Source organism: Pedococcus bigeumensis, from assembly GCF_006438965.1.
Classification (GTDB): domain Bacteria; phylum Actinomycetota; class Actinomycetes; order Actinomycetales; family Dermatophilaceae; genus Pedococcus; species Pedococcus bigeumensis_A.
Window position 1 is genome coordinate 59,526 of the sequence record NZ_RCZM01000004.1, and the last position, 17,162, is coordinate 76,687.

A 17,162-nucleotide genomic window follows, 5' to 3' on the forward strand; every position below is an offset into this window, starting at 1 on the left:
TCAAGAAGTGAGGCGAGGTATGCCGCGTCGCTGGGCCACGCGGCATACCTCAGGTGGCGGTCGGGTGCCGATCAGCGAACTCCCAGCGGGCTTTGACACACTGGTGCCATGAGCACGCAGCCGAATGCCATGGCCAGGTCCCGCGCGGTGCTGGCGCTGGAGTACCCGATGTCCCTGGGCCGTTACGACACCTACGCCAAGGCGCAGAAGGCGGTCGACTACCTGTCCGACCACGAGTTCCCGGTGCAGAACGTCCTCATCGTCGGCACCGACCTCAAGCAGCTCGAGCGGGTGACCGGTCGGTTGACCCGGCAGCGGGTTGCCATCGGTGGCCTGGTGTCCGGCGCATGGCTGGGCCTGTTCGTCGGGCTGATCTTCTCGCTGTTCGACTCCGGCAGCGGGGCCGGCATCGTGGGTGTGGTGCTGACGGTCGCCTTCGGTGCGATCTTCGGGCTCGTGTGGGCGCTGATCGGCTATGCGCTCACCGGCGGGAACCGCGACTTCACCTCCGTCATGCAGGTGGTGGCGACCCAGTACGAGGTGCTGGTCGAGCACAAGTTCGCCGCCCAGGCGCGCGAGCTGCTGACGAAGATGGACCCGATGGCGGCGGCCCAGGCCCAGGTCGACGCCGCGCGCGAGACCGAGCGCCAGCGCGCCGCGGCCGAGCAGCAGACCCAGACGCCGCAGCCACCCACCGCCTGAGACTGCCCCTCGCGGCCCGGACGCAGGCTCCGACGGACGCAGGCTCCGAGGAACGCAGGCTCCGACGAACGCTGTACGCGGTCGGGGTCACGCGGCATACCCTCGAACCCATGACTGAGCCGGACAAGCCCACCCTCGCCGACTTCGGCGACGACTTCACCTCCGTCCTGTGCGTCGTCGCGCACCCGGACGACATCGAGTACGGGACCGCGGCCGCCGTCGCCAAGTGGACCGCGGCCGGCAAGACGGTGACCTACTTCCTGCTCACCCGCGGCGAGGCCGGGATCGACACGATGCATCCGGACCAGGCTGCCGGTGTCCGCGAGCAGGAGGAACGCGACGGGGCGGCGCTGGTTGGCGTGACCGAGGTCGACTTCGGCAACCACCGCGACGGCAATGTGGAGTACAGCCTGGACCTGCGCCGCGACATCGCCCGTGAGATCCGTCGTCGCAAGCCCGACGTGGTCGTGACCGGGCACTACGGCGACCGGTTCGTGCAGGGCATGCTCAACCAGGCCGACCACCGTGCCGTTGGGCTCGCCTGCGTCGACGCGGTCGCCGACGCAGGCAACCGCTGGATCTTCCGTGAGCTGATCGAGGAGGGCTTCGAGCCGTGGAACGTCAAGCGGCTCTGCTTCGGCGGCTCACCGACCCCCACGCACTTCGTCGAGGTCGGCGACCACTTCGAGCGGTCGGTGGCGTCCTTGGAGGCGCACCGGGCCTACAACGACGCCCTGCCGGACACGTTCCCCAAGCCGGCCGAGCTGATCGGCATGATCCTCGGCTGGGGTGGTCAGGCGGCAGGGGTGGACAAGGCCCTCACGCTGGACGTGGTCGACCGCCGCTGACGGGAGTCTGTGCACAGAGGTGAGTCCGACTGCGCAGAGACCAGATCTCTGCGCAGCGGGACCAGGGTCTGTGCACAGACTGCGGTGCGGCTGGCCGACCCTCAGCGGGACTGGACCTCGCGGATCCACGCCTCCACGTCGGCCGAGCTGCGCGGCATGCCCGCCGAGAGGTTCTCGCAGCCGTCCGCCGTCACCACCACGTCGTCCTCGATCCGGACCCCGATGCCGCGGAACCGCTCCGGCGCCTTGAGGTCGTCGGCCTTGAAGTAGAGGCCCGGCTCGACGGTCAGGACCATGCCGGGCTCCAGCTCGGCGTCCATGTACTCCTCGCGGGTCGCGAGTGCGCAGTCGTGCACGTCGAGGCCGAGGTGGTGGCTCGTGCCGTGCACCATCCAGCGACGGTGGTACTGCCCGTGCTCCTTGTCGAGCGTCCCCTCGACGTCGACGCCCTCGGGCAGCAGCCCCCACTGGTGCAGGTGCTCGGCGATCACGCGGATCGCGGCGGCGTGGACATCGGAGAACTTGTTGCCCGGCTTGACCGCGGCGAGCCCGGCCTCCTGCGCGGCATACACGGCGTCGTAGATCTCGCGCTGCGCGTCCGTGAAGGTGCCGTTCGCGGGGAGGGTGCGAGTGATGTCGGCGGTGAACAGCGACTCCACCTCGACCCCGGCGTCGAGCAGGATGAGGTCGCCGTCGTGCAGCTCGCCGGTGTTCTTGATCCAGTGCAGCGTGGTGGCGTGGTCGCCGGCGGCGCAGATCGAGTCGTAGCCGACGCCGTTGCCCTCGTGCCGGGCGGTGAGACCGAAGACGCCCTCGACCCAGCGCTCGCCGCGGCCGTTGGCCAGGGCCTCGGGCAGGTCGGCGATGACGGCCTCGAAGCCGTGGTGGGTCGCCTCGACGGCCTTGCGCATCTCCTCGACCTCCCACTCGTCCTTGGTGAGGCGCAGGTGGGACAGGAAGTGGGCGAGCTCGTCGTCGGCCTCGGTGAGCTCCTCCACGTCGGTCGTCTCGGACGACCGCGCGGCGTCCAGCTCGCGGGTCAGGTCGCGGTCCCCGTCGCGCACCATCCGCACCGTCACCTCGCCGGCGTCCTTGACCACGGCGTCGGAGAACTCGTCGATGTGGCGACCGGTCACCCCGAGCTCGGTCTCGATGTCCTCGATGGTCGGTCGCGCGCCGACCCAGAACTCGCCATAGCGGGCGTCGGCGAAGAACTCGTCGGTGTCGCGACCTGCGAGCGGGCGGAAGTACAGGACCGCCTCGTGGGTGCCGTCGTCGCGGGGCTCGAGCACCAGCACGGCGTCGGGCTCGCGGTCACCGCCGAGCCCGGTCAGGTGGGCGAACGCGGTGTGCGGCCGGAACACGTAGTCGGTGTCATTGCTGCGGACCTTGAGACCACCGGCGGGGATGACCAGCCGTTCGCCCTCGAAGGCGTTGCTGACCGCGTCACGCCGCGCCGCGGCATACCTCGCTGCTTCGCTGAGCTCGACGGCGGCGGGGTTGCGCGGAGCCCAGTCCTCGGCGACGAACGCACGGAACTCGTCGGTCGTGGGGCGGGCACGGTTCTCGGGCTTCTTCTGCTCTTCGCTCACCTCGCCATCGTGCCACGCGGGTATGCCGCCTCGCAGCCTGCCCGGGCACGGCACCTTGCCCTCGGATCGCCAGGGGCGCAGGCGGACGGCCGCCCGGCCGGGCACCGGGGCGGGCGCGTCAGGCGTCGGCGAGCAGCGCCAGCAAGGCCTTCTCGGCGGCCGCGCGGCGACGTTCGGGGCTGCGGTACTTCTTGAGGTCCACCGTGATGGTGCTGCCCGACTCGTACTGGTCGATGACGCGGGGGTCGATGTAGGAGTTCTTGGCGATCGTCGGCGTGTTGCCGAGGTAGCCCGACACCTCGGTGACGGCCGCCTTGATCGCCCGCTGCCGGGAGGCCTTCGTGTCGCCCGGCTCGTCGGTCTCGGCCAATGCGGACGCCGCCAGCACGGTCGCGTGCCAGGTGCGGAAGTCCTTCGCGGTGAAGTCGCCACCGAGCAGGTCGGCGAGGTAGGTGTTGACGTCCGCGGCGGTGAGGTCGGTCCAGCGGCGGCCGTCGCGGTGGGCGAGCAGCCGGTCGCTGTCGGTCCGCCGCTTGCGCATCGCGTCGAGGGCCGCGATCGCCTGGCTGTCGTCGATCTCGATGGTGTGCTCGATGCCGGACTTGCCGACGAAGTCGAAGACCAGCCGGCCGGACCTGGCCCGCACGTGGTGTCGTTCGAGGGTAGTGAGGCCGAACGAGCCGTTGTCCTCGGCGTAGGTGTCGCCGCCGATCCGGAAGTAGCCGAGGTCGAGCAGCCGGACGGCCGTCGCGGCTGCCCGGGCCGTGGGCATGCCGTCGGTCTCCAGGTCCCGGCTCACCTGGCGCCTCGCGACCGGCAGGTGGTGGGCCACCTCGGTGATCCGCTCGAACTTCGCCTGGTCGCGCTTGAGCCGCCAGTCAGGGTGGTAGAGGTACTGGCGGCGTCCGGCGACGTCGGTGCCCAGGGCCTGGATGTGGCCCTGGGGGAGCGGGCAGATCCACACGTCCGCCCACGCGGGCGGGATCGCGAGCGACCGGATCCGCTCGGTGTCGGCCGCACTGAGGCGGGCGCCGGACTCGTCGAGGTAGACGAAACCCTTGCCGGCACGCCGACGTGTCCACCCCTTCGACTGGGGCGAGACCTTGCGGAGTCTGGGCATCGCCTACAGCCTGTCCAGCGCGGTCTTCAGCGTGCGGGCGGTGTCGTTGCCGAGCTTGTTGAGCAGCGGCATGGCCACGGGCCACAGGAACCGGCCCAGGCCGGTGAAGGAGAACTCCGCCCGGTAGTCGACCGACGAGCCGGAGCCGTCGGGCACGACCGTGATCGTGTCGCGGCTGGTCGTGGTCTCGTTGCGGCCGACGATGACGAAGCTCGTCTGGGAGACCCTCTCGAGCGTGTAGTCGAGGTCGACCTTGCGACCCGCGAACTTCGACACGTTGTGCCACACGGTGCCCGGCGAACCGTCGCCGGAGAGGAGCTCGCAGCTGACCGTGCCGGAGTCCCACTCGACGGCGTTCTCGAAGTCGAGGAGGTAGAGCAGCGCCCGGGTCGGCGGGGCAGAGGTGGCGATGGTGCGCTGGACGGTGGGCATCAGGAGCTCCTGGGGTTTCGACGTGCGATGGCTGTGGTCAGGGCGGTTGCGAAGGCGCACCATCCCGCATACGCGAGCAGTCCGGTGGACTTGCCGCGCCCGGCAGGGGCGACGCGGCGGGCGAGATCGACACTGCTCGCGGTGAGCGCCGCGCACTCGGCGGCGGCCAGCCAGGGACGGTGTCCGCGGAAGAACAGGCCGGTCCACCCGGCGTTGAGGACCATGTTGACCGCTAGCGCGCGCTCGAGGTCGCGGGCGTCGTCAGGGTGGTCGCGCTCGGCGAGCACCGACGATGCGGCGGCGGTGAGCAGTGCGACCTCGGCGTACAGAGCGGTCCACACCACGGGGAACGCCGCCGGTGGCGGCTGCCACTTCGGCTTGTCCAAAGAGGCGTACCAGCGCGACTTCGGGTCGGTGAGCAGCGAGCCGACGACAGCGGCCGTGCCGACCATCCCCACCGTGCGCTGCACGGTGTGCCGCCATCGCAGCGGGTCGACGGTGCGGAGAGCCGCGCGCACGGCAGCGTCGAACCGGGTCGGGCCACCCGGCGGGGGGCCGATCAGCGTGAGCGCGTCGCTCTCGTGGCAGACCGCCTCGTGGACGAGGCTGCCCACGAGGGGCCGGGCGATGCCGGCCGAGATCGGTGTGACGAGCCCGACCCAGAGCCCGGCCAGCCTGGGCGTGAGCACCGGGACGGAGACGATGAGGCGGCGCCCGATGCCGGCGGTCTCGGCGTAGCGCTGCATCATCTCGGCGTAGGTCAGGACCTCGGGACCGCCGATGTCGAGGGTGCGGTTGATGTCGGATGGCAGGTCGGCCGCGCCCACCAGGTAGTGGACGACGTCGTCCACGGCGATCGGCTGGATCTGGTTGTCGACCCACTTGGGAGCCACCATGGCCGGCAGCCGCTCGGTGAGGTGCCGCAGCATGTCGAAGGAGGCGGAGCCGTCGCCGAGCACGACGCCGGCCTGCAGCACCGCGGCCGGGACTGGCGCGTGGAGGAAGATCTCCCCGACCTCCACCCGGGACGCCAGGTGCTCGGACAGGTCGCCGCGAGGGTGCAGTCCGCTGAGGTAGACGATCCGGTCGGTGCCCGCGTCAGCCGCAGCCGCCGCGAAACCCTGGGCCATCGTGCGGTCGCGCTGGACGAAGTCGCCCTGACCGTCCATCGAGTGCAGCAGGTAGTAAGCCACCTCGACGCCCTCGAGCGCCCGACCCAGGTCGTCGGGGGATGTGGCGTCACCCTCGACGGCGTCCACGTCGTCAGCCCATGGACGCCCCTCGAGGCCGGCGCGGCTGCGGGTGAGCACCCGGACGGACCAGCCCGCGTCGAGCAGGGCCGGGACGAGGGCCCCGCCGATGTAGCCGGTGGCGCCGGTGACGAGGGCGGTACGTGGTGCCGTGGTGGTCATGGGAGTCAGCTTCCGGTGGACAGGACGACGGGCAGGAGGAAGAGCATCCCGAGGGACCACGTCAGGTGCGTGATCACCGGGCCGAGGATGCCGCCGGTGACGCGGCGCTGCAGTGCGGTGAGGAGCCCGAGCAGCCCGGCGGCAAGGACGAGCAGCGGTATGCCGGCCCCGGCCGTCGTGAGGGCGTAGACGGCCGTGGTGATCGCCACCGCGTGACGGCGCCCGACGGCGGAGTACAGGGCGCCGCGGAAGTAGAGCTCCTCGGCGACGGCGTTCACGGCAGTCAGCACGGCGACGAGGGCGAGGGAGCCGAGACGCGCGTGGTCGAGCAGGTGCTCCACCGGGTCGCGCAGAACGGGAAGCTGCGCGACGACGAGTGCTCCGGCGAGGAACAGCGCGAGCAGGAGCGCACCGAGCGCGAGGGACTGGACGATGGGCCGGGCGTCGTCGCCTCCGGCGCGGGTGTGCGCCCGGCCGAGGTGGAGCGGCCCCGATGCCAGTGCGCCGAGGGCCCAGACGCCGGCGAGGCCGAGGGTGGCGACGTAGAACATCGGGTCGCCCGGCTTGATCCGCAAGGCGAATCCGAGCACGACGGCCCCGACGAGGAGGGTGACCAGCGCGACCAGGCGGCGTCGATGGAAGGCGGCGTCGCTCTCGGAGTGGTCGCGGGCGACAGGTTCGACCAGGGCGGCCCGGATGAAGTCGCGGACCTCCCGCACCGGGTTCAGGCGGGCGCTCATCCGCGGGCCGCCTCGTAGCGCCGCAACGCCTCGCGGCGCTCCTCGGCGTGGTCGACGACACGCTGTGGGTAGCCATGGAGGTAGCCGTCCGGGCGCTTCCACGGCTCGTGGGCAGCCTTGCCCTCGAGGTGGGCGAGCTCGGGCACGTAGCGCCGTACGTAGTCACCGTGCGGGTCGAATCGCAGGCCTTGGGTCACCGGGTTGAACACGCGGAAGTACGGCGACGCGTCGGTACCGGTGCCGGCCACCCACTGCCAGCCATGGTTGTTGGACGCGATGTCGCCGTCGATCAGGTGGCGCAGGAAGTGCCGGGCTCCGAGCGGCCACCAGACGTGCAGGTCCTTGGTGAGGAAGCTGGCCGTCACCATCCGCATCCGGTTGTGCATCCAGCCCTCATGGAGGAGCTGCCGCATCGCCGCATCCACCACGGGGTAACCGGTCCGACCCTGGCGCCAGGCCTCGACTGCGCCCCCTGCGTCGTCGTAGTCCATCCCGGTCAGGGGAGTCCGCAGGTCCTGCCAGGCCGAACGCGGGTGGTGCCACAGGACATCGGCGTAGAACTCGCGCCAGGCCAGCTCGGTCGCAAACCGCTCGGCCCCGTCGCCGGGGCCGCGGCGTCCGTCCGCCAGGTCGGCGAGGAGCGTGCGTGGGTGGACCGCCCCGATCTTGAGATAGGGCGAGAGTCGCGACACGCCGTCGAGGTCCGCGCGGTCGCGGTCGGTGCCGTAGTCGGCCAGGGCGCGGTCCCGGAAGTCCGCCCACCGGCGCAGCGCCGCCTCTTCGCCGGCCTCGGGCAGGCTCGGGAGGTCCGGAGCCTCGCGTGCCTGCTTCAACGTGGTGAGGGCCGACTGGTCGGAACGCACCTGCGCGAGACGCAAGCCGGCCGGCTCGGTGGCCGGCGACGGCCAGCCGTAGTCGCGCCAGGCGCGGGAGAACGGCGTGAAGACCTTGTAGGGCGTGCCCTCGCCGTTGACGACCGAACCCGGCCCCACGGCATACGGGGAACCGGTCTCGACCCACTGCACACCCGTCCGGGCCAGTGCCGCGGCGACCTTGCCGTCGCGTCGCCGGCCGGCCGGAGTGGTCTCGCGCGAGACGTGCACCGAACCGGCGCCGAGCTCTGCCGCCAGCTGGGGGAGCACCGTCACCGGGTCTCCCTCCCGGACGCACAGGCGTCCGTCGTATGCCGCGTCGGCAGCCTTGATGCTCTCGGCCAGCCAGGCGCGGCGGGCGTCCCCCGCACCTCGCCACAGGGTCGGGTCGAGCACGAACACGACGGCGACCTCGCCCTGCCCGTCCGTCGTGTCAGCTGCGTCAGCCGAACCGTCGGCGGCGTCGTGCGCGGCACCCAGCGCGGGAAGGTCACCGCGGCGAAGGTCGCGACGCAGCCACAGGATGCTGGACGGCACGCGGACACTCCTTCGCAGGGTGGTTGAGAGGCTCGGTCGGGCAGTGGGGGGCTCGGACGCGCTCACGGTAACCCGCTGACCTGCAATGTTCAATGTGTGTCCAAGGTCACCGGGCTGGTGAGCCCTCGCCTGCCGAGCCACGGCCCTCGAGCTCAGAGCGTGCCGTCGGGCCCGCTGCGACGAGCCGCGTCCGCCGAGGCGTCGTCCGGCATGGTCTGGCTGACCCGCTCGGCCTCGACCCGACCGAGGTAGATGTCGACCTCTTCCTTGGTGCGGGCCTCGTCCCAGCCCAGGATCGGTGCGACGAGGGCCGCGGCGGCCGGGGCGGCGGACACCCCACGGTCCCACGCCTCGATCGAGATGCGCGTTCGGCGAGTGAGGATGTCGGTCAGGTGCAGGGCGCCCTCGTGGGAGGCGGCGTAGACGACCTCTGCCTTGAGGTGGTCCTCGGCACCGTCGAGGGGTTCCTTGAGGTCGGGGTGCTCGGCGACGAGGTCGAGGATCTCCTGGGTGAGCGAGCCGTAGCGACGCAGCAGGTGCTCGACCCGGGCGACGTGCAGGCCCGAGGTGCGGGCGAGGGTCTGACGCTGGTTCCACGCCGCCTGGTAGCCGACGCCGCCGAGCAGCGGGATCGTGTCGGTCGTCGAGTCGGCGATCCGTCCGGGGATGGCCTGGGCGGCCTCGTCCACGGCGTCCTTGGCCATCACGCGGTAGGTCGTGTACTTGCCGCCGGCGACGACGACCAGCCCCGGCGCGCTGTGGGCGACGACGTGTTCGCGGGAGAGCTTGCTCGTGGACTCGGACTCGCCCGCGAGCAGGGGACGCAGCCCGGCGTAGACGCCCTCGACGTCCTCGTGGGTGAGCGGCGTCGCCAGGACGCGGTTGACGTGGTCGAGGATGTAGTCGATGTCGGCGCGGGTGGCAGCCGGGTGGGCCTTGTCGAGGGCCCAGTCCGTGTCGGTGGTGCCGAGGATCCAGTGCCGGCCCCACGGGATGACGAAGAGCACCGACTTCTCGGTGCGCAGGATGAGCCCGGTGGAGGAGTGGATGCGGTCGCGGGGCACGACGAGGTGGATGCCCTTGGAGGCCCGGACGTGGAACTGCCCGCGCTCGCCGACCATCGCCTGGGTGTCGTCGGTCCACACCCCGGTCGCGTTGACGATCTGCTTGGCGTTGATCTCGAACTCGCGGTCAGTGAGCTTGTCGATCGCACGCACGCCCGTAACGCGCTCGCCCTGACGCAGGAACCCAATGGCAGCAACGCGGTTCGCGACGTGCGCGCCGTAGCTGGCGGCGGTGCGGGCGAGCTCCATCGTGTGTCGGGCGTCGTCGACCTGGGCGTCGTAGTACTGCACGGCACCGGTGAGGGCGCTGCTCTTGAGGCTCGGCATCAGGCGCAGCGCCTGGCGCCTTGTCAGGTGGCGGTGGTGGGGCAGGCCCGCGCCGGTGCCGGAGCTCATCGCCATGGCGTCGTAGAGCGCGATGCCCGATCCGACGTACGCGCGTTCCCAGACGTGGTGGGTCAGCGGGTAGAGGAACGGGACGGGCCGCACGAGGTGGGGTGCGAGACGGGTGAGCAGCAGGCCGCGCTCGTGGAGGGCCTCTCGGACGAGGGTGAAGTCGAGCATCTCGAGGTAGCGCAGGCCACCGTGGATCAGCTTGCTGCTGCGCGAGGAGGTCCCACTGGCGAAGTCGCGCTGTTCGATCAGGCCGGTGGCCAGGCCGCGGGTGACCGAGTCGAGGGCGGTGCCGCTCCCGACCACCCCGCCGCCAATGACGAGGAGGTCGAGCTCGTCGCCGCTGCTGAGCACGTCGATCGCGCGCTCTCGGCCCTGCGGTGAGAGCGCGTTGTCCGTGCCTGCGAAGCCCATGTCCTACTCCTCGTCGACGTCCACCCAGTCCAGGGTGCGTTCCACGGCCTTGCGCCACCCGACATACCCGTCGGTGCGTTGCTGGTCCGTCCAGGTGGGCGACCACCGCTGGGACTCCTGCCAGTTGGCGCGGAGCTCGTCGGTGCCCGACCAGAAGCCCGTGGCCAGACCAGCAGCGTATGCCGCGCCCAGGGCCGTCGTTTCGGCGACCACTGGCCGGGACACGGGGACGCCGAGGATGTCGGACTGCAGCTGCATGCAGAGGTTGTTGGCGGTGACCCCGCCGTCGACCTTGAGCACCTCGAGCTCGACCCCGCTGTCCTTGGTCATCGCGTCGGAGACGTCCCGGGTCTGGTAGCAGATGGCTTCGAGGGTGGCCCGGGCCAGGTGGGCGTTGGTGTTGAACCGGCTCATGCCGACGATGGCACCGCGGGCGTCGGGGCGCCAGTAGGGGGCGAACAACCCGGAGAACGCCGGCACGAAGTACATGCCGCCGGTGTCGTCCACCTGCTTGGCGAGCCGCTCGATGTCGGCCGCGCCGGAGATGATCCCGAGCTGGTCGCGCAGCCACTGGACAGCCGACCCGGTGACGGCGATGGAGCCCTCGAGGGCGTAGACCGGCTTGTCGTTGCCGAACTGGTAGCACAGCGTGGTCAGCAGCCCCGAGGGTGAACGGACGATCTCGGTGCCGGTGTTGAGCAGCATGAAGTTGCCGGTGCCGTAGGTGTTCTTGCCCTCGCCGGGGGCGAAGCAGACCTGCCCGACGGTCGCGGCCTGCTGGTCGCCGAGGTCACCGGCGAGCGGGACCTCGCCGCCGAGCGGGCCGTGCGCGAGGGTCTGGCCGTAGAAGTCCGGGTCCGAGCTGGGCCGGATGGTGGGGAGCATCGAGCGCGGGATGCCGAAGAAGCCGAGCAGCTCGTCGTCCCAGTCGAGGGTCCGCAGATCCATCAGCATCGTGCGGCTGGCGTTGGTCACGTCGGTGACGTGCACGCCCCCCTCGGCGCCGCCAGTGAGGTTCCACAGCAACCAGGTGTCGATGGTGCCGAAGATCGCGTCGCCGCTCTCGGCGGCCGCGCGGGCTCCGTCGACGTTGTCGAGGATCCACTGGACCTTGCCTGCAGAGAAGTAGGCAGCCGGCGGGATCCCGGCGCGCTCGCGGATCACGTCGCCCTTGCCGGACTGGTCGAGGGCGCGGGCGATCCTGTCGGTGCGGGTGTCCTGCCAGACGATCGCGTTGTGCAGGGGGCGGCCGGTGCGCTTGTTCCACACGATGGTGGTCTCGCGCTGGTTGGTGATGCCGAGGGCGGACAGGTCGCTGGCCTGCAGGTTGAGGTGCGACAGCGTCGAGCCGATCACCGTCTGGGTGCGTTCCCAGATCTCGAGGGGGTTGTGCTCGACCCAGCCCGCCTGCGGCATGACCTGCTCGTGCTCGAGCTGGTGGCGCCCAACCTCCGCGCCGTCGTGGTCGAACACCATGAAGCGGGTGCTCGTCGTCCCTTGGTCAACAGCACCAACGAAATCGGCCATGCGAAGACCCTAGTGGGGCTGGTAGGCGGGCACCCGGCATACCGACGGGCCGGTTCGGCTCCGCGCGCGGTCGTCCGATCAGCAATTCGTGGCTTCGGCGCCACGGATGGGCGCCGTCCTGGCCCACCGACGACAATCTGTCGCTCCGGAGCCACGGACGGTACCGGCGGGCGCGGGCGCTACTCCTTGGGTGCGGGTTCCTGGAGCTCGGGGCGGCCGGGCTGCTCGCCGCCGCGCGCCTCGAGGTAGGAGTCCTTGGGCACCATCACCTTCCGGCGGAAGATGCAGACGAGGGTGCCGTCCTGGTTGTAGCCCTTGGTCTCGACATAGACGACGCCGCGGTCGTCCTTGGACTTGGACTCCCACTTGTCGAGCACCTCGGTCTGCCCGTAGATCGTGTCGCCGTGGAAGGTCGGCGCGACATGGCGCAGCGACTCGACCTCCAGGTTGGCGATCGCCTTGCCGGAGACGTCGGGCACGGACATGCCCAGCAGCAGCGAGTAGATGTAGTTGCCCACCACCACGTTCTTCTTGAACTGCGTGGTGTTCTCGGCGTAGTTCGCGTCCAGGTGGAGCGGGTGGTGGTTCATCGTGAGCAGGCAGAACAGGTGGTCGTCGTACTCGGTCACCGTCTTGCCGGGCCAGTGCTTGTAGACGGCACCGACCTCGAACTCCTCATAGCTGCGTCCGAATTGCATGGGCCCCATCCTGCCGACGGCGACAACACAAAGACACCGGTATGCCGCGTGCGTTCCCTCACAGCGTGGCGGGTGGCGCCCCGCCAGGGCTCCACGCCAGCGTCACCGCAGGTCGAGGGACTCCTGGTTCTGGCCGCCGTCGTCGGCGGAGGTCCCGGTCACCCGGGCCTTGAGCATCTTGAGGAGCTGACCTGTCTGGCCACCCGGGCTGTCCCACACCTCGCCCGTCTCGCAGGCGACCTCGAGCAGGACGATGTCGGGGTTCGTCCGTCCGTCGGGGAACCACGCCTCGACCCAGTCGTTCCAGAGCTCGTCCTTCTTGCCCTGGTCCGTCGAGACCGACCCCTCACCGCGCAGCGACAACCAGCTGCTCTTGGCGGCGTAGGTCAGCCCGACCTCCGGGTTGCGCCCACCTCGGTCACCACTGGTGACCCGGAGCGGACGAAGAACCAGGCGCTTCCGTCGAACGGTTCCTGGGTGGCCATCGGCCGGGACATCAGCCGACCGGCCCCGCCCACGGTGGTCAGCATGGCCACCCGGACGTCCTTGATGACGTCGGCCGCGGTGGTGGTGTCCTCGTGGGTCATGTCTCCCCTTTTCGTCGCTGGAGCCTTCACCGTATGTCGGGTGCTCACGTTGCGCACGGTGGAAAAGGCCCCTGACCTGCGGTTTTGCCGTGACAGAGCGTCAGTGGCGCGTCGGCGAGGGTCCAAAGCTGCGATGTTGACGAAATACTTCACACCGAAACGTCGAGACCACCGCGGGCCGCCCGTCAGGGAAGTGACAGGGCCCACCGGGCCGCCCACCCCAATAGGGAGCAGCACCATGAAGTACGTCATCCTCATCCACTCCAACCCGCAGCCGTGGGGCCACCCGACGAGCGACTTCCTCGCGGAGCACCAGGCCCTGCCTGAGCAGGAGCGCAAGGCCCTGGAGGCCGACTTCGAGACGGTCCTGAAGGACCTGTCGGAACGTGGCGAGCTCGTGGGCGGCCAGGCGTTGGGGGATCCGGCCGACGCACGGCTCATCCACTACGAGGGTGGCCGCCGCAAGGTCACCGACGGGCCGTACGCCGAGACCGTCGAGCACTTCGCAGGGTTCTTCCTCATCGACGTGGCGAGCCAGGACCGCGCCGAAGAGGTGGCGCTCAAGTTCGCCGGTCCCGGCGAGACCGTGGAGCTGCGGCCCGTCGCCGAGTGAGTCCGGGCCGGCCCCGGCCCGGACGCAGTCACGGGGTTTCGACGTAGTCCTTTGCCGCCCGACGGAGCGCGGGTCGCCTCGCTCGGCGCCCTGCGAGGGAGCACCCGCTGGGGGCCCTACCCTTGGCACGTGCCGATCGACCTCCACACCCACTCCACCGCGAGCGACGGCACCCAACCGCCCGACGAGGTCATCGCCTCCGCCGCCGCCGCGGGACTCGACGTGGTGGCCCTCACCGATCACGACACGTATGCCGGGTGGCCGGCTGCCGTGGTGGCCGCCCACGAGGTGGGCGTCGACCTGGTCCGCGGCGTGGAGGTCTCCTGCTCACGCCGCGGCGTCAGCGTGCACCTCCTCGGCTACCTCGTGGACCCGGAGTCGCCCGGTCTGCTGCGTGAGCTGGAACGGGCGCGCGAGTCCAGGGTGACCCGCATCGACCGGATGGTCGCGCTGATGGCCGCCGACGGCATACCGGTGACGATCGAGGAGGTCCGGGCGAAGGCAGGCGTCGGCACCACGATGGGGCGACCGCACATCGCCGACGCGCTGGTGGCGAGCGGCTTCGTGCGCACCCGCGACGAGGCGTTCACCGACGTCCTGCGCAACGGCAGCCGCTACTACGTCTCGCACTACGCACCGGATCCGGTCCTGGCCGTGCAGCTGGTGCGCGAGGCGGGCGGCGTGCCCGTGATGGCGCACCCGTTCGCCAACGGCCGCGGCTGGACGGTCGACGAAGCGGTCATCGAGGAGATGGCGGATGCCGGGCTCGCGGGGCTCGAGGCGCACCACCGCGACCACCGGCCGGCTGAAGTGCTCCAGGCCGAGGAGCTCGCTGCGAGACTGGGGCTCTTCGTCACCGGCTCGAGCGACTACCACGGCGCGGGCAAGGAGAACCAGCTCGGCGAGAACACCACTGCCCCAACGGTTCTCGCCCAGATCGAGGAACAGGCAACCAGCAACACCGACGTGGTCAGGGTTAGGCGAGCGTGAACGACATCATCAACCTCCAGACGTTCGGGTCGGTCTTCGTGACCCTGCTCGTCATCATGGATCCGCCCGGCGCGCTGCCGATCTTCCTGGCGCTCACCGGTTCGCTGACCCAGAAGCAGAAGGTCGCTGCGGCCCGACGCGCCTCCCTCGTGGCGCTCGGCGTGATCGTGATGTTCGCCGTGTTCGGCCAGCAGATCCTCACCTACCTGCACATCTCGCTGCCGGCCCTGCAGGGTGCGGGCGGCCTGCTCCTGCTGCTCGTCGCGCTCCAGCTGCTCACCGGTTCGGACCAGGAGCAGCACGCCGATGCGGGCGTGAACGTCGCGCTCGTGCCGCTCGGCACGCCACTGCTGGCCGGCCCCGGTGCCATCGTCGCGACGATGCTCCAGGTCAAGGGTGCCGACGGGGCGAGTGACTACATCGCGGTCGCCGCCGGTCTGGTCGCCACCATGTTCGTCGTGTGGCTCTTCTTCCGGTTCGCCAGCCAGGTCCACCGGGTGCTCAAGGACAGCGGCACCGTGCTCGTCACCCGGATCGCCGGCCTGCTGCTGTCCGCGATCGCCGTGCAGATGGTGGCGGACAGCATCCGTGCCTTTGTCAGTGCACCCGTCTAGCGTGGGTGTGGTGAGCGCGGGGGAGGTCGGCGGCAGGGGTTCCGAGGGAACGTTCGTCCAGGAGCAGTTCGGGGGTATGCCGCGGCGCCTGTTCCGGGCCAGCCCGAGCAAGCTGCTGGCCTGGGTCGACTGCCCGCGGCGCTACCGCATGCAGTACCTCGACCGGCCGGCGCCGGCGTCGCGCCCCCAGCGCGCGCACACCTCGTTCGGCGTGGCGGTGCACAACGCCCTGCGCGACTGGTGGGACCTGCCGGCCGAGCAGCGCACCCCGGCCGCCGGGGCCGAGCTCGTGCGGTCGTCCTGGATCGAACTCGGGTTCCGCGACGCCGACCAGTCGCGCGAGTGGCGCGAGCTCGCCCAGCGGCAGGTGACGACCTACCTCGACGAGGTAGACCCCGCCCACCAACCGCTCGGCATCGAGCGGACCGTCTCGCTCAAGACCGACGTGTTCACCCTGCAAGGCCGGATCGACCGGCTCGACGACCGCGGCGCGGAGCTGGCGGTCGTCGACTACAAGACCAGTCGCTGGGAGCCGACCGACGACGACGCCCGCACGTCGTTGCCGCTCGCGCTCTATGCCGCCGCGGCGTGGAAGATGTTCCGCCGCAAGTGCGTCCGCGTCGAGCTCCACCACCTGCCCAGCGGGGCCGTCGCCGCCCACGAGCACACCGGCGACTCGCTCAAGCGCAAGATCGTCGAGGCCGAGTCGATCGCCCAGGACGCTCGCAAGGCCGAGGAGGACTACGCCGAGTTCGGTGTCGACTCCGGCCGCTTCCCGGCGAACGTCGGTCCGCTGTGCCAGTCGTGCGACTTCCGGGCGCACTGCCCTGCGGGCCAGGCGTTCGGCCCGGAGAAGTCGGACTGGGCGGCCCTGGAGCAGCCCGCGAAGGCTTCGCTCGCCGGGCCGACGGCGGCGTCGGCGCAGCGGTTCACCTGAGCGGTGCGCCCGTGGGGTTCGCCTGAGCGGGTTCTGGGCGACTGACCGCTGCCGGGAGGGCTTTGACGGCCGGACGGTCACGGACCGTCAGGTCACCAGATCCAGCGGATCCCGACCACTCCGGGCCCGACGCGGTGCAGGACGTGCTGCACGCTGGTCGCACCGGTCAGCCGGATCGGGCTCGAGGCCTTCGTCCCGGCCAGGTCGCTGTACGACTCCACCCGTGCCGGCAGCCGCTCCGGGGAGAAGCGAACCCAGATCACCAGCTCGGTGACCTCCCGCAGCAGGTAGTACTCGATGCACTGGTTGGAGCCGAGGTCCCGAGGCAGCATCACCCGGTGCTCGGCGGCGGCCGTCTCCCCGAGCCGCAGGGGGCGGTCGAGCACGAGCTCCGCGGCGAAGACACCGATGGTTGGCCGGGACACCTCGCGTCCTACGCTGCAGCCGCTGACCGCCTGGAACTGGGCACTCTCGCCGCTCGGGACGTCGAGGGTCAGCAGCGCGGGCAGTCGCTGGGCCCCTGCCTTGGCAGCGCGCACGACATTGCGGATCGTTCTGACCCGTGCCACTCCCTCGTGGTCGACGTCAAGGGTGTCGTGGATCGTGACGTCGACGACGTCGTGCAGCGACCCGAACCCGAGCTCGGCGAGGGCGCGTTCCGCCTCCGGGTGGTCGATCGGAAGCCGGGTGGCGGTGAGCTCGTCGTGGGGCAGGAAGGGCTTGCGACGCGGGCCGATCCGGTCCAGCAGGTGTCCGTGGGGGACCTGGAGCAGCTCCTCGAGGTGCAGGATCGCCCGCAACGAAGCGCTGCGCTGGGGATGGCTGCGGCCGGACTGCCAGTAGCTGAGGGTGGCGATGCTCACCGGGGTCCCGCGCTCCTCCAGCCGTCGCCGCAGTGACTCCAGGCTCCGACCGCTCGCGGTGATGGCCGCCCGCAGCGCGTCCGGGAAACTCTCGTGCTCACGGGCAGCCACGCCGGCAGGGCGATCCATCCGCCGATGGGCAGGCGCAGCGTCGTCGGTGGCGTCGCCTGCTGTCATGCTGCTACCCCTGCGCTGGGCGCTGTGCGG

General features: G+C 70.7%; 16 protein-coding genes and 1 pseudogene. 6 read left to right on the forward strand and 11 right to left on the reverse strand.

Annotated elements, in window-relative coordinates:
- Positions 1-108 precede the first annotated feature (108 nt).
- Together EAH86_RS11845 and EAH86_RS11850 are read left to right on the forward strand one after the other, a co-directional pair.
- Positions 109-702 carry a general stress protein gene (locus EAH86_RS11845; protein ID WP_140740963.1) on the forward strand — a complete coding sequence of 198 codons (594 nt, stop codon included), beginning with the start codon at positions 109-111 and terminating at the stop codon, positions 700-702.
- 110 nt (positions 703-812) lie between these two features.
- On the forward strand, positions 813-1,550 hold the full coding sequence (locus EAH86_RS11850) for a PIG-L deacetylase family protein (protein WP_140740966.1): 738 nt from the start codon (positions 813-815) through the stop codon (positions 1,548-1,550).
- 101 nt (positions 1,551-1,651) lie between these two features.
- On the opposite strand, the gene EAH86_RS11855 is transcribed toward EAH86_RS11850, so the two are convergent.
- From EAH86_RS11855 to EAH86_RS21035, 10 genes and pseudogenes are all read right to left on the reverse strand, one after another.
- Positions 1,652-3,142, reverse strand: coding sequence for an aminopeptidase P family protein (locus EAH86_RS11855; RefSeq protein ID WP_140740968.1), 1,491 nt, complete (start codon positions 3,140-3,142; stop codon positions 1,652-1,654).
- A 118-nt stretch (positions 3,143-3,260) separates the two neighbouring features.
- A complete protein-coding gene (locus EAH86_RS11860) occupies positions 3,261-4,262 on the reverse strand; it encodes a DNA topoisomerase IB (protein WP_140740970.1) in 1,002 nt (333 codons plus the stop codon).
- A gap of 3 nt (positions 4,263-4,265) precedes the next feature.
- A complete protein-coding gene (locus tag EAH86_RS11865; RefSeq protein WP_161988641.1) occupies positions 4,266-4,694 on the reverse strand; it encodes an SRPBCC family protein in 429 nt (142 codons plus the stop codon).
- The gene (locus EAH86_RS11870) at positions 4,694-6,106 is read right to left on the reverse strand and encodes a tryptophan-rich sensory protein (RefSeq protein WP_140740974.1); all 1,413 of its coding nucleotides are present in this window, start codon (positions 6,104-6,106) and stop codon (positions 4,694-4,696) included. The genes EAH86_RS11865 and EAH86_RS11870 overlap by 1 nt, the downstream gene beginning before the upstream one ends.
- A 5-nt stretch (positions 6,107-6,111) precedes the next feature.
- Positions 6,112-6,846, reverse strand: coding sequence for a CPBP family intramembrane glutamic endopeptidase (locus EAH86_RS11875; RefSeq protein ID WP_140740976.1), 735 nt, complete (start codon positions 6,844-6,846; stop codon positions 6,112-6,114).
- A complete protein-coding gene (locus EAH86_RS11880; protein ID WP_140740978.1) occupies positions 6,843-8,255 on the reverse strand; it encodes a cryptochrome/photolyase family protein in 1,413 nt (470 codons plus the stop codon). The genes EAH86_RS11875 and EAH86_RS11880 overlap by 4 nt, the downstream gene beginning before the upstream one ends.
- Before the next feature lie 152 nt (positions 8,256-8,407).
- Entirely contained in the window at positions 8,408-10,126 is a 1,719-nt protein-coding gene (locus EAH86_RS11885) for a glycerol-3-phosphate dehydrogenase/oxidase (protein ID WP_140740980.1), read from the reverse strand.
- A 3-nt stretch (positions 10,127-10,129) separates the two neighbouring features.
- Positions 10,130-11,653, reverse strand: a complete 1,524-nt coding sequence (gene glpK, locus EAH86_RS11890) for a glycerol kinase GlpK (protein ID WP_140740982.1) — start codon at positions 11,651-11,653, stop codon at positions 10,130-10,132.
- 179 nt (positions 11,654-11,832) lie between these two features.
- Positions 11,833-12,351: a MaoC family dehydratase gene (locus EAH86_RS11895; protein WP_140740985.1), complete on the reverse strand. Its 519-nt coding sequence runs from the start codon at positions 12,349-12,351 to the stop codon at positions 11,833-11,835.
- A gap of 102 nt (positions 12,352-12,453) precedes the next feature.
- A pseudogene (locus EAH86_RS21035) lies at positions 12,454-13,196 on the reverse strand (pyridoxamine 5'-phosphate oxidase family protein).
- Here EAH86_RS21035 and EAH86_RS11910 point away from each other — a divergent pair.
- From EAH86_RS11910 to EAH86_RS11925, 4 genes are all read left to right on the forward strand, one after another.
- Positions 13,177-13,551: a YciI family protein gene (locus EAH86_RS11910; RefSeq protein ID WP_140740992.1), complete on the forward strand. Its 375-nt coding sequence runs from the start codon at positions 13,177-13,179 to the stop codon at positions 13,549-13,551. The pseudogene EAH86_RS21035 and the gene EAH86_RS11910 sit on opposite strands and share 20 nt — an antisense overlap.
- Positions 13,552-13,680: 129 nt before the next feature.
- On the forward strand, positions 13,681-14,541 hold the full coding sequence (locus tag EAH86_RS11915; RefSeq protein WP_140740994.1) for a PHP domain-containing protein: 861 nt from the start codon (positions 13,681-13,683) through the stop codon (positions 14,539-14,541).
- Positions 14,538-15,155 carry a MarC family protein gene (locus EAH86_RS11920; RefSeq protein WP_140740996.1) on the forward strand — a complete coding sequence of 206 codons (618 nt, stop codon included), beginning with the start codon at positions 14,538-14,540 and terminating at the stop codon, positions 15,153-15,155. Before EAH86_RS11915 ends, EAH86_RS11920 begins: the two co-directional genes overlap by 4 nt.
- A gap of 10 nt (positions 15,156-15,165) precedes the next feature.
- Positions 15,166-16,092: a RecB family exonuclease gene (locus EAH86_RS11925; RefSeq protein ID WP_241668340.1), complete on the forward strand. Its 927-nt coding sequence runs from the start codon at positions 15,166-15,168 to the stop codon at positions 16,090-16,092.
- A gap of 92 nt (positions 16,093-16,184) precedes the next feature.
- On the opposite strand, the gene EAH86_RS11930 is transcribed toward EAH86_RS11925, so the two are convergent.
- Positions 16,185-17,132 (reverse strand): hypothetical protein, encoded by a 948-nt coding sequence (locus EAH86_RS11930; RefSeq protein WP_140740998.1) that lies wholly within the window; start codon positions 17,130-17,132, stop codon positions 16,185-16,187.
- Positions 17,133-17,162: the final 30 nt, after the last annotated feature.

What these genes read in the sequence shown, in the direction of transcription:
- EAH86_RS11845 (WP_140740963.1), top strand. Translation starts at nt 109, where the DNA reads ATGAGCACGCAGCCGAATGCCATGGCCAGGTCCCGCGCGGTGCTGGCG.
- EAH86_RS11850 (WP_140740966.1), top strand. Translation starts at nt 813, where the DNA reads ATGACTGAGCCGGACAAGCCCACCCTCGCCGACTTCGGCGACGACTTC.
- EAH86_RS11860 (WP_140740970.1), bottom strand. Translation starts at nt 4,262, where the DNA reads ATGCCCAGACTCCGCAAGGTCTCGCCCCAGTCGAAGGGGTGGACACGT.
- EAH86_RS11865 (WP_161988641.1), bottom strand. Translation starts at nt 4,694, where the DNA reads ATGCCCACCGTCCAGCGCACCATCGCCACCTCTGCCCCGCCGACCCGG.
- EAH86_RS11870 (WP_140740974.1), bottom strand. Translation starts at nt 6,106, where the DNA reads ATGACCACCACGGCACCACGTACCGCCCTCGTCACCGGCGCCACCGGC.
- EAH86_RS11875 (WP_140740976.1), bottom strand. Translation starts at nt 6,846, where the DNA reads ATGAGCGCCCGCCTGAACCCGGTGCGGGAGGTCCGCGACTTCATCCGG.
- EAH86_RS11885 (WP_140740980.1), bottom strand. Translation starts at nt 10,126, where the DNA reads ATGGGCTTCGCAGGCACGGACAACGCGCTCTCACCGCAGGGCCGAGAG.
- glpK (WP_140740982.1), bottom strand. Translation starts at nt 11,653, where the DNA reads ATGGCCGATTTCGTTGGTGCTGTTGACCAAGGGACGACGAGCACCCGC.
- EAH86_RS11895 (WP_140740985.1), bottom strand. Translation starts at nt 12,351, where the DNA reads ATGCAATTCGGACGCAGCTATGAGGAGTTCGAGGTCGGTGCCGTCTAC.
- EAH86_RS11910 (WP_140740992.1), top strand. Translation starts at nt 13,177, where the DNA reads ATGAAGTACGTCATCCTCATCCACTCCAACCCGCAGCCGTGGGGCCAC.
- EAH86_RS11930 (WP_140740998.1), bottom strand. Translation starts at nt 17,132, where the DNA reads ATGACAGCAGGCGACGCCACCGACGACGCTGCGCCTGCCCATCGGCGG.